At 39.8% G+C, this 15,299-nt stretch carries 13 protein-coding genes, 1 tRNA gene and 1 pseudogene; 7 read left to right on the plus strand and 8 right to left on the minus strand.

Annotation, left to right across the window (positions count from 1 at the left end; genetic code table 11):
- The first annotated feature begins 239 nt into the window (after positions 1 to 239).
- From glyQ to CSQ79_RS15075, 5 genes are all read left to right on the plus strand, one after another.
- On the plus strand, positions 240 to 1,133 hold the full coding sequence (gene glyQ / locus CSQ79_RS15055) for a glycine--tRNA ligase subunit alpha (protein WP_099701993.1): 894 nt from the start codon (positions 240 to 242) through the stop codon (positions 1,131 to 1,133).
- On the plus strand, positions 1,126 to 1,605 hold the full coding sequence (locus tag CSQ79_RS15060) for a DUF4079 domain-containing protein (RefSeq protein WP_099701994.1): 480 nt from the start codon (positions 1,126 to 1,128) through the stop codon (positions 1,603 to 1,605). Before glyQ ends, CSQ79_RS15060 begins: the two co-directional genes overlap by 8 nt.
- An 8-nt stretch (positions 1,606 to 1,613) precedes the next feature.
- A complete protein-coding gene (locus tag CSQ79_RS15065) occupies positions 1,614 to 3,785 on the plus strand; it encodes a ComEC/Rec2 family competence protein (RefSeq protein WP_099701995.1) in 2,172 nt (723 codons plus the stop codon).
- A 54-nt stretch (positions 3,786 to 3,839) separates the two neighbouring features.
- Positions 3,840 to 3,926, plus strand: a tRNA-Ser gene (locus CSQ79_RS15070).
- Positions 3,927 to 3,990: 64 nt separating this feature from the next.
- A complete protein-coding gene (locus CSQ79_RS15075) occupies positions 3,991 to 4,428 on the plus strand; it encodes a secondary thiamine-phosphate synthase enzyme YjbQ (protein WP_099701996.1) in 438 nt (145 codons plus the stop codon).
- Between the two features lie 17 nt (positions 4,429 to 4,445).
- Here CSQ79_RS15075 and CSQ79_RS15080 read toward each other — a convergent pair whose 3' ends face one another.
- From CSQ79_RS15080 to CSQ79_RS15110, 7 genes and pseudogenes are all read right to left on the minus strand, one after another.
- Positions 4,446 to 4,820: a DUF4174 domain-containing protein gene (locus CSQ79_RS15080; protein WP_099701997.1), complete on the minus strand. Its 375-nt coding sequence runs from the start codon at positions 4,818 to 4,820 to the stop codon at positions 4,446 to 4,448.
- Between the two features lie 259 nt (positions 4,821 to 5,079).
- Positions 5,080 to 5,826, minus strand: coding sequence for an ABC transporter ATP-binding protein (locus tag CSQ79_RS15085; RefSeq protein WP_099701998.1), 747 nt, complete (start codon positions 5,824 to 5,826; stop codon positions 5,080 to 5,082).
- On the minus strand, positions 5,823 to 6,614 hold the full coding sequence (locus CSQ79_RS15090; RefSeq protein ID WP_502693933.1) for an ABC transporter ATP-binding protein: 792 nt from the start codon (positions 6,612 to 6,614) through the stop codon (positions 5,823 to 5,825). Before CSQ79_RS15090 ends, CSQ79_RS15085 begins: the two co-directional genes overlap by 4 nt.
- Positions 6,602 to 7,534, minus strand: coding sequence for a branched-chain amino acid ABC transporter permease (locus tag CSQ79_RS15095; RefSeq protein ID WP_099702000.1), 933 nt, complete (start codon positions 7,532 to 7,534; stop codon positions 6,602 to 6,604). Before CSQ79_RS15095 ends, CSQ79_RS15090 begins: the two co-directional genes overlap by 13 nt.
- 72 nt (positions 7,535 to 7,606) lie before the next feature.
- Positions 7,607 to 8,974 (minus strand): (Fe-S)-binding protein, encoded by a 1,368-nt coding sequence (locus CSQ79_RS15100; RefSeq protein ID WP_099702001.1) that lies wholly within the window; start codon positions 8,972 to 8,974, stop codon positions 7,607 to 7,609.
- A 23-nt stretch (positions 8,975 to 8,997) separates the two neighbouring features.
- A pseudogene (locus CSQ79_RS15105) lies at positions 8,998 to 9,564 on the minus strand (Uma2 family endonuclease).
- A gap of 95 nt (positions 9,565 to 9,659) precedes the next feature.
- Positions 9,660 to 10,952 (minus strand): FAD-binding oxidoreductase, encoded by a 1,293-nt coding sequence (locus CSQ79_RS15110; RefSeq protein WP_099702002.1) that lies wholly within the window; start codon positions 10,950 to 10,952, stop codon positions 9,660 to 9,662.
- 531 nt (positions 10,953 to 11,483) lie between these two features.
- Between CSQ79_RS15110 and CSQ79_RS15115 the strand changes: the two genes are divergently transcribed.
- Positions 11,484 to 12,809 (plus strand): PAS domain-containing sensor histidine kinase, encoded by a 1,326-nt coding sequence (locus CSQ79_RS15115; protein ID WP_143755459.1) that lies wholly within the window; start codon positions 11,484 to 11,486, stop codon positions 12,807 to 12,809.
- 32 nt (positions 12,810 to 12,841) lie between these two features.
- Here the strand turns inward: CSQ79_RS15115 and glcD are convergent, their stop codons facing one another.
- On the minus strand, positions 12,842 to 14,314 hold the full coding sequence (gene glcD / locus CSQ79_RS15120) for a glycolate oxidase subunit GlcD (protein ID WP_099702004.1): 1,473 nt from the start codon (positions 14,312 to 14,314) through the stop codon (positions 12,842 to 12,844).
- A gap of 179 nt (positions 14,315 to 14,493) precedes the next feature.
- On the opposite strand from glcD, the gene CSQ79_RS15125 reads away from it, so the two are divergent.
- Positions 14,494 to 15,195, plus strand: a complete 702-nt coding sequence (locus CSQ79_RS15125) for a Uma2 family endonuclease (protein WP_099702005.1) — start codon at positions 14,494 to 14,496, stop codon at positions 15,193 to 15,195.
- The last annotated feature ends 104 nt before the right edge of the window (positions 15,196 to 15,299 follow it).

A 15,299-nucleotide genomic window follows, 5' to 3' on the forward strand; every position in this document is an offset into this window, starting at 1 on the left:
GATGTGCTTTATTTGGCTTTCAAACTATTATTCTTTTCTTGGTTCAGTTGCCCTTCCGGAGGCGCTTTGCGCTCGCCTTTCCTTCTGGCGCTTTACTAATATATCTAACCTCAATCGATATTGTCAAGCTTTTTGGAGAAAGTTTTTCAAAATTGCTGAAAATACAGTAACAGAGGGCATTTGAAAGCAACCATAAGGCAAACTTTGAGAAGGAGTTACGAAAAAAGGTTTGAAATAGGATGAATTTTCAGTCAGTCATTGCGGCATTGCATCAGTTTTGGACTGATCGCGGTTGCTTAATCGCCCAGCCTTATGACATTGAAAAGGGTGCAGGAACGAAAAATCCCCATACATTCCTCAGGGCTTTAGGCCCTGAACCCTGGGCAGTGGCCTATGTTGAACCGTGTCGTCGTCCTACTGATGGACGCTACGGAGAAAATCCTAATCGCTTTCAGTACTACTATCAGTATCAAGTTTTGATTAAGCCTTCACCAGATAACATTCAAGAAATTTATCTTGACTCGTTAAGAGCTTTGGGGATTCGTCCAGAAGATCATGACGTGCGATTTGTGGAGGATAACTGGGAAGATGCCACGGTTGGTGCTTGGGGTACTGGTTGGGAAGTTTGGCTCGATGGAATGGAGATTACGCAATTTACTTACTTCCAACAGTGTGGGGGGATTGATTGTCGTCCAGTTTCAATTGAAATTACCTATGGACTGGAGAGGTTAGCAATGTATCTTCAAGAGGTTGAGGCGATTATAAAGATTCAGTGGACAGACAACATTGCTTATGGCGATGTCCACCTGCAAGGAGAAATAGAACAGTGTACTTATAACTTTGAAGCATCAAATCCAGAGTTGTTGTTTACTTTGTTTAATCTATACGAACAAGAAGCACAGCAACTAGCAGATAGAGGATTAGTTTTACCAAGCTTAGATTATGTTTTGAAGTGTTCGCACGCGTTTAACTTGTTAGATGCGCGAGGAGTGATCGCTGTCACGGAACGAACTCGATATATTGCTAGAATCCGTAGCTTAGCAAGGAAAATCGCTCAGCTTTATGTACAGCAAAGAGAAACCCTCGGTTTCCCGCTATTGAAAGCAAAGGGAGGCGTCGAGGCAAATGTTTAACTTAACTGAAGTGTTAGAAGCGATCGCGCTTTGGTTTCGTAGTTTGGGAATACCAGAACCGATTGTGCATTGGGGACACCCAGCAATGATGGCAATTGTCATATTTGTTATGGGTAGCTTTGTGGGATTTGCTGGATGGCGGGGACGAGTTGCGACAGATAAAGCTATCACCAGTAAGAGTTTGGCAGATCATCGGACATTAGCACCGTGGATGTTTTTGTTTATGGCGCTTGGTTATATCGGTGGTGTGTTGTCTTTGGTAATGCAACGTCAGCCGATTAGGGAAAGTCCGCATTTTTGGACAGGTTCGAGTTTGCTAGTGTTGTTGCTAGTGAATGCGGCGATCGCATTATTTGGTTTTGGACGCGATCAAGGTACATTACGCACAATTCACGCCTATTTCGGAAGTACAGTCCTCGGTTTGATGGTTCTTCATGCTGTATTCGGGTTGAAATTAGGTTTAGCGATTTAACAACGCAGATGAACGCAGCTATTCTATGTTTAGCTTTTATTGCAGGTTTGTTATCTACAGCTTTTGTGTGGGGAGGATATGCAGTATTATCTATCGGGATAGTTGCGTCTGTTTTCATTAAACGCTTTTGGCGGGGTAGTCCTAAACCACAAGTTTGGCTAATCGCCGGAGTCATCGGCTTGTTAGCAAGTTTGTACTTTCAAGCGCGGATACCGCAACCAGCAAAGAATGATATTAGTCAGTTAATTGAAAACCAACAGCAAGTTGTTACTGTTCAGGGAGAAATTACAAGTACGCCGCGCTTAACTCGGAGTCAACGAGGACAATTTTGGTTAGCGACGAGTTGGTTGGAAGGAAGTAAAGTCACAGGAAAAGTTTACGTTACTGTACCTTTACTCCAAGCAACAGGGTTATATCCTGGACAAAGAATTGCAGTCACTGGTGTCTTATATCAACCTTCAATAGCAACAAATCCAGGAAGCTTTGATTTTCGGGCGTATTTAGCAAGAGAAAGTACGTTTGCAGGTTTGAGTGGGCGACGAGTTGAAGTTACGGAAGGACAAGAATTTCCTAAATGGGGTTGGTGGAAGATTCGTCAAAAAATTGTGCGATCGCAAGTACGGTGGCTAGGTAGTCCAGAAGGACCACTTGTGAGTTCAATGGTAATGGGTGGCAGAGCAGTTGATTTACCTTATGATATCCGTGACTTATTTGTACAAGTTGGATTAGCCCATGCTTTAGCAGCATCGGGATTTCAAACTTCATTGATTTTGGGTGTGATGTTGGCGTTGTTACGGCGGTTTTCGGTAGTGCTGCAAACGTGTTTTGCAGGAGGTGCATTACTACTCTTTTTAGGATTAACTGGCGTGCAGCCTTCAGTGTTACGTGCTGTTATTATGGGGTTTGCGGTACTTGTTGCAATTGGAACAAAGCGTAAAGTTAAACCCTTAGGTTCACTATTATTAGCTGCAACCTTATTATTGCTATTCAATCCCCTGTGGATTTGGGATTTAGGATTTCAACTAAGCTTTTTAGCTACTTTAGGGTTATTAGTTACTGTACCACCGTTAATTAAACGTTTGGATTGGCTACCAGTGGCGATCGCGACTTTGATGGCTGTTCCGCTAGCAGCAACTTTGTGGACTTTACCATTACAACTGCAAGTGTTTGGCGTTGTTCCGCTTTATAGCTTGATAGTTAATGTTTTGAGTACGCCATTGATCTCGGTAATCAGTATCGGTGGAATTATAAGCGCGATCGCATCCATAATTTACCCTGTTGTAGGAAGTGCTTTAGCTTGGCTGTTATATTACCCAATTCATTTTTTAATTGGATTGATAGGATTTTTTGCGCAGTTACCAGGAAACTCAATTAATGTAGGTAGAATTTCAGTTTTACAGTTATTGATGGTCTATGGATTAATTGTCTTAGTTTGGTTACAACCTTGGTGGCAAAAGCGTTTGTGGTTAGCTGGAGTTATGGCGATGAGTATCGTTTTAATTCCGATGTGGCATACTCAAGCTACTGTATTTCAAGCAACAGTCTTAGGGACTACGAATGAACCAGTATTGGTAATTCAAGATCAAGGCAAGGTGCTGCTAATCAATAGTGGTGACGTGAGTACAGTACGATTTGCAGTATTACCTTTTATGCAACAGCAGGGTGTCAATCAAATTGAGTGGGCGATCGCTACTGATAGGGAAAGTTACCAGAGTTGGAAAGAGATTAGCAAGCGCTTATCAGTTAAGAATTTTTATACTCCGACTAATTCAATCGAAGCAAGTGTTCGACGCCCTGAACAAACAATAGTGGCAGGTACTGCAAAGATCCAAATTCACAAAAGCAATGTACTGCAATTGCAAATAAAAGAGCAAACGTGGTTATTACTGGATAATGTTGCACCTGATGAGCAAAAGCAGCTAGCCTCTACAAAAAAATTGCCTCATGCACAAGTGCTGTGGTGGTCTGGAGAGACTTTAGAAAAGGAAGTATTAGCAACGGTGAAACCAGAAGTTGCGATCGCTTCTGCTATCAACGTGGATGCTGACATCATATCGTTACTCAGTAGAGACAAAATTCAGCTTTTTTGGACAGGAAGAGACGGAGCGATCCAATGGACACCTCAAGAAAGGTTTAAAGCAACGATGGATGAGGTAGAAAATGGTGCTGCGTTGCTGTAAAAAAGAACCAGTTCGTGATACTGTTATTTATACTAGGCAAAAGTGTACCTACCTGGAGAGGTGGCAGAGTGGTTGAATGCGACGCACTCGAAATGCGTTATGGCGGCAACGTCATCGTGGGTTCAAATCCCACCCTCTCCGTTTAAACAGTTATTCAATATGAGTTATTGAGTTGTGACACCACAGGAAACGTTGGTGCAAAATTATGCCGATAAAGAATGAGCTAATTGACATCAAAACATCTGAAGGGATTAGCATTCACAATATTACGTCTGAAATCGAGAAAATTCTGAGTGCTACAGCAATTCAAAATGGTCAAGTTTTGGTATTTTCGCGACACACAACTACAGCTTTGGCAATTAATGAAGATGAGGAGAGATTACTGCACGATATTAAGGTGCATTTAGAGAAGTTAGCGCCTCCTTCTGAGAAGTACTTACACAACGACTTGCATTTGAGAATTGTTCCACCAGGTGAACCGATGAATGCGCACTCGCATTTGATGGCTATAATGCTGAGTAGTAGCGAGGTTATTCCAGTCGCGGACGGAAAGTTGGCATTGGGGACATGGCAATCGGTATTATTTTTTGATTTGGATGGTCCGCGTACGAGAAGTGTATTTGTGCAGATTAGTGGAGAGTAATTCTACATTTTCAGCCTTTAATTAATTTTTGAGCGCATTTCTCGCTGGCGCATTGGCATAGCATCTATTTTTTGAAAAATAGCTGTGGGTTCAATGGGAGTAGTTTCGCGGCGTTTGACTGTACCATCTTTGCCAATAAGAACTACGCTGAATTCGTTACTAATATTAAATTGTTGTTTGATTTGGGTAACATCTGCTGAATCAACATTTTTACCGTTAATGCGGCTTGTACCTTGGGAGAACAATTCAATTAAGAGTAAGTCTCGGTCTGCAAATTCTGCAGTTTGATCTGAGAACAGTTGCATTTGTTGTTGGTATTCTGGGGTATTTTCTGATGGGGCGGCTACTAGTAGCAGGCGGTTTTTCCATTGATATGATTTGAGGTCAAGCATAAGGGGTTTTTCTTGGGCGAGCGCTCTTGAATTGAGTGTAGAAATGATAGATGAATTAGAAGAGAACGTAAGGAGGCTTAATAAAAGCGGGATTAATTTTATAAGCATATATTTGAGATAGAGAATCACGCAAAAGGACACGTGAAAAGATACAGAGTTTTCTTATTGAAGCAACTAATAATTGAAGCAACTAATAACAGAGTGTTTGTAGTATAGAAAAACTCACCAACAAGGATTAGGGGATATTTTTGTTGTGATTTTAACCTAGGTAAGCTTTTTTGACTTGTTCGTTTTTGAGTAAGTTAGAGGCTTTGTCAGTAAGGGTAATGCAGCCTGCGTCTAAAACATAGCCTCGATCGGCGATTTGCAGGGCGAGGTTGGCGTTTTGTTCGACTAAGAGAATAGTGACGCCAGTAGTGCGGAGGTTTTGGATGATAGAGAAGATTTCACGAACAATCGCGGGTGCGAGTCCTAGGCTAGGTTCGTCTAAGAGTAAGAGTTTCGGTTTACTCATTAAAGCGCGGGCGATCGCTAGCATTTGTTGTTCGCCACCACTAAGGGTTCCTGCAAGTTGATTGCGGCGTTCAAATAGACGTGGGAAAATCTTGAACTGATAATTGATATCAGCTTTGACAGTTGCGGAGTCGGGGCGGATATATGCACCAAGTTTTAAGTTATCGAGAACTGTTTGGCGGGCTAGTACTCGTCTTCCTTCGGGACAATGTGCGATACCACCGTGAACAACTTTGTGCGCAGGATAGCGAGTGATGTTGCATCCGTTGTAGGATATTTGTCCGCTACGACAATTGACAAGTCGAGAGATTGCACGTAGTGTAGTAGTTTTTCCTGCACCATTTGCACCAATTAGGGTAACAACTTCACCAGAATTAACAGTAATATCAATATTTTTTAGTGCTTGAATTCCGCCATAATTTACCGATAAGTTTTTGATTTCTAATAAATAGTTGATAGGATAAATTACTTCTTTGGAATTACCTAAGCTCATGATTCTGCTCCTAGGTAAGCTTTTATGACTGCTGGATCAGTTCTGACTTTTTCGGGTTTTCCGAGCGCAATTAACTGACCAAAATCTAAAACAGCAATGCGATCGCATAATCCCATTACAAGTGGTACATGATGCTCTATTAGGATGATTGTTAAGTTAAAATCTGTAGCAATTTGCCGAATAAATTTACTTAAACCTTGTTTCTCGTTGGGGTTCATTCCTGCTGCTGGTTCATCTAAAAGTAAAATTTGTGGTTCTAAAGCTAACGCGCGAGCAATTTCTAATCTTCGTTGATCGCCATAAGGTAAGTTATAAGACCTTTCTGAAGCACGACTGCTTAAACCAACCATGGCAAGAAGTTCTAGTGCTTTTTGCCTATTATTTTTCTCTTCTTTAGGCGCGGGTGGTAAACCTAAAACTCCAGTAATCACATTACTATTAGTATGAATATGTCTAGCAACAACAATATTTTCTATTGCAGTCAGTTCGCCGAATAAGCGAATATTTTGAAATGTTCTAGCGATTCCTTGAGAGGCAATTTGATGCGGGCGAAGTTTAATAAGTTCTTTACCACAATACAGTAATGTTCCACTAGAAGGTTGAATTAATCCTGTAATTAAATTAAATAGTGTTGTTTTACCTGCACCATTAGGACCAATTAGACCAAAAATCTCATTTTTATTAACAGTAAACGAAACAGTATTTACTGCAACTAAACCACCAAATCTCCGCGTTAGCTGCTGTGCTTCCAAAATAGGATGATTATGCTTTAAGTTTACCTCTTCCACGATCTTATCCCTCGCCCCTTCCATAATTCTGGTGTGACCAAACCTTGAGGGAAAAATATTGTACCAACGACAATCAGCAATCCAAATATAATTAAACGACCATCACGGAGAAATTGTGCTAATGTCACTGGTAATCCTGCGGTGTCAGCGATCGCTCTTAACACTTCTGGTAATGCTGTAAATACCATACCGCCTAATACTGGCCCAACAAAGCTTCTTGAGCCACCAATCAACACAAAAGTGAGATAGATGATACTCGCATCAAAAGTTCCTTGACGAGCATTCCAGGTGTTGAGAAAGTGGGCACTAAGCGCACCTACCATTCCTGCTAAAATTGCGCCTAGAGTGAAAGCCAAAACCTTGTAGTAAGTTGGATTGATTGCCATTGCATCAGCGGCGAGTTCATCTTCGCGAATTGCAGCAAAAGCCCTTCCAACACGAATTTTTTCTACGCGGTATAGAAAGAACATACTGAGTGCAAGTAAAGGAACTGCAATCCATAGGTACTCAATCGCAGTTTGAAACGGTTGCGGAATACCAAAAATACCTACTGCACCGCCAGTAATTTCGAGATTAAGGGAAATAACCCGTAATACTTCAACAAAAGCAATTGTGGCGATCGCCAAATAAATTCCGCGTAACCGTAATGCAGGAATTCCAACAATGACGCCTAGTATCCCACATATGACACCAGCAACTAGCATTTCTAACAGTAACAGTGGAACCGGAAATAACCCTTGCGTAGCAGAAAAGACTTGCGTTGACAGAATTGCAGCAACATAGCCTCCCAAAGCATAAAAGCCAGGACTTGCTAAAGACAGTTGTCCAGCCATGAGAGGTAAGTATAATGATAGTCCGAGCATTGCCCCAATAACCATTGAGACAATTAAAAACCCATAGGTATCAAAAAAGCCAACCATGAGTCGTCATGCAGTTGTTATATGAAGAGGTATTCTCCCATAAAAACTGCTCCAGCTACGCTACTCTTAAAGTTATTTGTGATGGACATTTACCTGAATTCCGCGAATTGAGTAATCTAGTAACTCCATCGGATGCATCACAGCAATTTTGCTACTTTGCTGCTGCATATGCTTAGTAATTTGCAAAGTACAACCAGGATTAGCAGACGCAACTAATTCTGCACCTGTATTCAAGAGATTTTGTACTTTCTGCTTACCTAACTCATCCGCAACTTCAGGTTGTAGCATATTGTAAACACCTGCGCTTCCACAGCACAAAGCTGCATCAAGGGGTTCTCTTAGTTGTACTCCAGGAATTTGTCGAAGTAACTGGCGGGGTTGAATACTAATTTTTTGTCCATGTAATAAATGACAAGCATCCTGATAAACTAAAGTTAGAGGTTTTTCAGCTAGAGATGAAAGTTTGGCTGTTAAACCAACGGTAGCAAGAAACTCTTGTGCATCTTTAACATTTGCAGCAAAGTCTTTAGCTTGATCGCGGTATTCTGGATCGTCTTGCAGTAAATGCCCGTATTCTTTTAATGTATGACCGCAACCAGCTGCATTGATAATAACAGCATCTACACCAGTATCTGTAAAGCTATCAATCATCTGACGTGCTAAGGCTTTAGCTTGTTCTTCTTGCCCCTGATGATGTGGTAATGCTGCGCAACAGCCTTGTGTTTTGGGAATAACAACTTCGCAGCCATTTGCTGTTAAAACTCTTACAGTAGCTTCGTTGACTGGTGAGAAAAAAAGTCGCTGTACGCAACCTAAAATCATACCTACGCGATAGCGTTTCTCACCTTGGGCAGGAATAATTGTTGGTAGTTTGTCTTGAAATGAACTGAAACTAATTTGCGGTAAGATTGATTCCATCGCGGCGAGACGAGGAGAAAAGCGTTGAAGTAACCTTGTCGAACGAACAAGCTTTTGCACACCTGTCTTTTGATATAGCAGTAAAGGTGCAAGTAGCACCCGCAGACGATTAGGATAGGGAAATAAGGAAAAAATGAGTTGACGATACAAGCGATCGCCTAAATTACGTGGATAGTTTCGTTCTACTTGGGGACGTGTTGCAGAAATTAGTTTGTCGTATTGTACGCCGGAAGGACAAGTTGTCACACACGCAAGACATCCTAAACACGAGTCAAAATGCTGTACTGTTGCTTTACTTAGTGGAATTTCTCCTTCATTCACAGCATCCATAAGATAGATTCTGCCGCGGGGAGAATCCATTTCTTTGCCAATTACACGATAACTCGGACATGTTGACAGACAAAATCCACAATGAACGCAAGTGTCGATTAACTTTGGATCGGGTGGATGTTGCGGATCAAAGCCACTCCCATGACTCAAATTAGCAGGTATTGCATCTTGTGAAGAATTTGAAGTTTGCATTGTATTCTTATTTTCTCAGAAATTTAATCCCAAATCTCGGTAAAATCTAAAATAAATTCTGGTAATGTTTCTTTGCATGAAAGCATTTGAGGAGACTTTATAATTTCTACTTTCTAATTTTGTTGATATATTTCTACTTGTTGATTTTGCAGATCAATTAACCAACCTAAAGTCATACCATTTTCAAGGTATTCTTGCATCTTAGCGCGTAATTCTTTGAGGATATCTGATTCTGATCTTAGCTCGATAATAAAATCTGGGCAGAGGGGAGGAAACTTTTTCTTTGCTTCATCACTAAGCGATCACCAGCGTTCTAACTTAATCCATGCAGCATCAGGAGAGCGATCGCTACCTAAGGGTAACTTGAATTCGGTTGAAGAATTCAAGACAACTCCTAGTTTCTTTTTTTTATTCCAAACGACTAATTGACTAACAATATCTGCATTTTTTCCTCCTGTAGGTGGCATAATAATCAGTTGACCTGAGGAATTTCTTTCTAATTTCAAATTAGGATGTTTTTGACATAATTCATAATATTGATCGTCGGTTAGATCGAGAAAAGGTTGTAAATCTAAGATAATGCTACTCATTTTTATAAACCACAGAGGTACAGAGGAGCCAGTGCGTTGCGGAGGTTTCCTCCGTTGTAGCAACTGGCGTAACGCAGAGGAAGAAGGGTGAAGATTTAAAGTTCCTCAACAAAACAAGATGGACTCAAAAGATTATTGGGATCGAACTGGTATTTAATTCGCTGCATTAGTTCTAAAGCATTACCTCGATATCCCCAAACATCGATTGTTTCTTTGAGAATTTTTGGGGCTGATAAAACTGTGAGAAAACCTCCTTGAGAGTGACAAAAATCTCGTATTTGTAAAATACTTTGCTTGTCCACATCAGCATCAAACCGCAATAAACCTAAACCACTACCAGTGTGAATCAAACCCATGTGCGGATCAAATTGCGTAAGCGTTGTAACAGCATTTATAGGCAATACACCTATTTTGCAAGTAATTTTAGTAGATTTGGTAGGCGATCGCATTTGTTGTTGTAATTTCTGCCATAACTCAGTCTCATCATCTGTGTAAACTGCGCCCTGTAAATTTAACTGTTGTCCTAATTCCAAAAGTGATGTAGCTTGTTGTTTGACACTTGCAGCGAGGTTTTGAAACCGAACAACCAAGCCTAAACCTTGACCAAGAGCTAAATTTGCAACTAATTGCTTTGAGAGTAAATCAGACGCAACTGGAGTTAAAGCCGATGCGCGTAAACTTTTAACAGCTTGGGCGATCGCATTTGCATTTCCAGTCAACACTACTGTACTAGAAGCTGCTGGAATGGGAAATACGCGGAATGTAACAGTTGTAATAATACCTAACGTACCATACGATCCAGTAAACAACTTCATTAAGTCATAACCAGCAACGTTTTTAACAACTCTGCCTCCAGCTTTGGCAATTTTGCCATCGGCGCGTACAAAAGTGATTCCTAATAGTTGATCGCGCACTCCTCCGTAACGTTGACGCAACGAACCAGTATCGGCGGTGGCGACGATTCCTCCTAATGTAGCTGCTTGAGGTGCAAATGGATCAAGTGCCAGAAATTGTCCTGCGGCTGCTAACCTTGTTTGTAAATCTGCAAAGAGAATTCCAGCTTCTGCTGTTATGGTTAAATCGCCAACTGCGTGTTCAATTAATTGGTGAATGCGTTCGGTACTGATAACAACTTGTACGCCTTGTGCTAATCCACCCCAATCGAGTTTAGTCATGTTTCCGCAGCATAGGATTTTCCATTGATTTTGGCAAGCACAGGTAACAACTGCTGCAAGTTCTGCTTGAGTTTGGGGATAAATAAGATAAGGATAGTTTTTTGTTGCGATCGCCTGTTGTATCCGTTCGCGATGCTTAGCTTCAATATCATCCCATGCTACAACTCCAGAACTACCAACAATAGTTTCTAGTTTTTGGGCGATCGCATCCATACTACTTAAGTGATTACATTAACGTTGCTTTCAAAGTAGATTTTACTTAGATTGTGTTGACTTGAGCCTCACTATTTAGATTTAACTTAATACTTTACATATAATTCTTAAATATTAAGATACTTGTGCTAATTTTACTTTTTCTATTTTAACTACTTTTGCTATAGTCAAAAAGTTTTTAGACGCGCATTATATATTAGTCAATTTTTTATGAAATGATTTTTCCGTAATCGTACTATTATTTTTTGATAACACTTGTATTATATTTGACTCATTCTTCTAGAGGAAATTATTAAAATGCACAGTTAATAATGAATTAAAAGTTACAATATTGCAAAAACACAATAATTATCATATTTCGTCTAAAAAGCAAAAATAGAAATAAACTATAATATTTTTTGTTGAAATATTAAGCTTGTGTCCTTGTTTATCTATATACAAGAGTTTCAATTACCTGTTATTAATAATTCTATCTTAAGAAGTTTGATAATCATATTCTTTTGTGGTCTATTTTTTTGCATAATAATTTAATTGAGTCATTTAAAAATTGCAAAAGCTATCACTATGTGGGAAAAGACAATTATTCAGATAAAGTCATTTTTGAATCACAAACAAAATGCGATCGCTTACAATAAACAGTCAAATAAAATTCAAAAAATCAATCAAACTTTAGAGCAAAAGCTTCAAAAACAAACTCTACAGTTACAACAAGTTAATCAACAACTAGCAGATAAAATTGTTGAACAGCAGCAGATGGAAATAGCTCTACGCGAAAGCGAAGAAAGATACCGCGATTTATTTGAAAATGCGAATGATTTAATTCAATGCGTTACACCAGAAGGTAAATTTATTTATGTAAATCAAGCTTGGAAAGCCACTCTAGAGTACAGTGATACGGAGATAGAAACTCTTTCCATATTTGAAGTTATTCATCCTGATTGCTTAGATCATTGTATGGAAATTTTTAAAAAAATAATGGTTGGTGAGGTTTGTAATGAAGTTGAAGCTACGTTTATTTCAAAAAGTGGTAGGAAAGTTATACTTTCTGGAAGCATTAATTGTAAGTTTGTTCAAGGTAAACCAGTTTCAACTAGAGGTATATTTCGGGATATAACTGAGCGCAAGCAAGCTGAAGTCGAAATTCACTACGCTTTGGCGAAAGAACGAGAATTAGTTGAACTTAAATCGCGTTTTATCACGACAGCATCGCATGAGTTCCGTACACCACTTGCAGTTATTCTTATGGCAGCTAAATTACTTGAAAAGTTCAGTAACCAAATATCAGAAGAAAAGAAACAACTTTATCTCGAACGTATTCAAACTGCAGGTAATCACATGACACAGTTGTTAGATGATATTTTAATAGTTGGTAAACTTGAAGCGGAAAAGTTACAGTTTGCTCCAACTTATTTAGATTTAATACAATTTTGTGGTGAAATAGTAGAACATATGCAAATTAGCAGTACTACTAATTTGCATACAATTAAATTCAACTGTACAAGTTCAGTTACTCATGTTTACCTAGATGCAAAACTATTGAGACATATTCTCATAAACTTATTATCTAATGCTATTAAGTATTCGCCTCAGGGTGGAAATATTAACTTTGAATTAGCATATAAATCACAAGAGATTACTTTCAGAATTCAAGACCAAGGAGTTGGTATTCCAGAAAAAGACCAAAAATATTTATTTGACTCTTTTTATCGTGGTAGCAACACTAGTACAATTCCTGGAACAGGTTTAGGTATGTCCATAGTAAAACAGTGCGTGGATTTACACAATGGAAATATTGTCATAGAGAGTCAAGTTGGAGTTGGTACTACAGTCACTGTCACAATACCTGAACAATGCTAAAGTGTATTATTTATTTTTGCTTTTATTCACATTTAAAATCGCTCTACTGAATCAAATTTATTTGCTAATTCAGCCCTTGCAGCTTCTCCACACGTACGAGGTGTCGGAAATATTTTTCCAGGATTTGCCAGTCCTTTCGGATTAAATGCTTGACGAATATATTGCATGGTTTCTAGATCGGTTTGGGTAAACATATCTGGCATATAGCATCGCTTATCAGCACCAATTCCATGTTCACCTGAAATACTTCCACCGACTTTAACACAAAGCTTGAGAATTTCTCCACCTAATTCTTCCACTTGTTCTAATGCACCAGGAATGGAGTTATTGTACAAAATTAAAGGATGAAGATTACCATCACCCGCATGGAATACATTAGCAATTCGATAACCGTATTGTTTACTTAAGTTCTCAATTTCTTGCAAAACAAACGGCAATTGTGTACGGGGAATAACTCCATCTTGGACATAATAATCGGGGCTAAGATGTCCTGCAGCGGCAAAAGCTGCTTTACGTCCTTTCCATAGCTTCAAGCGTGTTTCTGGATCATTTGCTGTAGTAATGTTTCGTGCGCCATTCTGTTTACAAATATCAGCAATTCGTTGTTTATTTGTAGCCACTTCTATAGCTAAGCCATCGATTTCGACTAATAGAATTGCTTGTGCGTCTCTAGGATAGCAGCCTGTCGCAACAACATCTTCCACTGCATTAATACTGAGGTTATCCATCATCTCCATCCCCGCAGGAATGATTCCAGCACTGATAATATCAGACACAGCAGCACCTGCGGCTTCTACGCTGGTAAAATCTGCTAAGAGAACGCAAATTGATTCAGCTGTTTTGAGAATCTTTAGTGTAATTTCTGTGGCAATACCTAGTGTTCCTTCTGAACCAACAAACACTCCTGTAAGATCATATCCAGGCATTTCTGGAACTTGTCCGCCCACTTCAGTAATTGTGCCATCAGGAAGTACAAGCTTTAATCCTAAAACATGATTTGTCGTTACGCCATATTTGAGACAGTGGACGCCACCCGAATTTTCTGCAACATTACCACCAATTGAGCAGATAATTTGACTAGAAGGATCGGGAGCATAATAGAATCCAGCACCGCTAACAGTTTGCGTTACCCAATTATTGATGACTCCAGGTTGGACAATAACTTGCTGATTTTCCAAGTCTACCTTGAGAATTTGCCGCATCATGGCGGTTACAATCAAAACACAATCTTCAATTGGTAGCGCACCACCAGATAAGCCAGTACCAGAACCGCGTGCTATGAAGGGAATTGAATTGCGATCGCATATTTTCACTATCTCTGCGACTTGTTCAGTTGTGCGTGGTAACACAACTACCGCAGGGCGTTGACGATAACTAGTTAAACCATCACACTCATAAGTAATTAATTCTTCCTTGCGCTGCACTACGCCATTTTTGCCAAGAACAGCCTCAAATTGCTTAATAAGTGGTTTCCATTTGCTGTGCTGCTGATTTCTAAGAAGCATAGTGGCTTGTGTTAAACGAAGGGCTTAAATAATATTCTGACAAGATTTGCGACTAATTTGTTATTTGTCATGATTTGTTCTTCCCTGTACCCCTATACGAGAAGCTCAAGAAGCTGACATATATTATTTAGATCGCATCTATCAACTAATCTAGAAATAGCGTTTCTCAAGTGGTAATCATGGTTGAGCCAACTTTCATCTGTGACGATGACTACTACGTACCAGATGCTAATCAGCTAATTACTGAAGACGATACACCTGTGGATAATTTCGCCTCTGCTAAACAGCAACGCCTGCTTGTTAGTTCCCTTTACAGTGCATTAAAAACACAAATTTTTTTAGCTGAAGCAAACGTTGGCGTTTACTACACCGATTTGCAACCCGCGATTGTACCCGATGTGTTTCTCAGTTTTGACGTGCAAGTTCCACAAAATTGGTGGGAAAAGCAAAATCGTTGTTATATGGTGTGGCGTTTTGGAAAACCACCAGAAGTTGCGATTGAGATTGTTTCTAACAAAGAAGGGGATGAACTGGGTAAGAAACTAAGAATCTACGAGCATATGCGCGTCAGCTACTATATTGTGTACGATCCTACTGGGCAATTTGGACAAGTGCTACGGGTGTATGAACTCAGAGGAATGCGATATTCGGAAATTAGTGAAACTTGGCTCGAACAAGTCGGACTAGGTGTGACAATATGGCAAGGAGAATTTGAAGGCAGGCAAGATACATGGTTACGCTGGTGCTACCAAGATGGAAATATTTTGCTTACTGGAGATGAACGCGCTTCACAAGCCGAACAACGCGCTTCACAAGCTGAACAACGCGCTCAACTCCTTGCTGAACAACTACGGAGGATGGGAATTGAGCCTTCCGACTGAAGTCGGGGCTACATAGACGAAGTATGCCTACGCACACTTTATAAACAGAATTTTATGGGTAATACTATCTCACTCAATGAGAACAACAAATTTATTTGCACTCG

Origin of the sequence: Gloeocapsopsis sp. IPPAS B-1203 (assembly GCF_002749975.1) — a bacterium.
GTDB lineage: Bacteria > Cyanobacteriota > Cyanobacteriia > Cyanobacteriales > Chroococcidiopsidaceae > Gloeocapsopsis.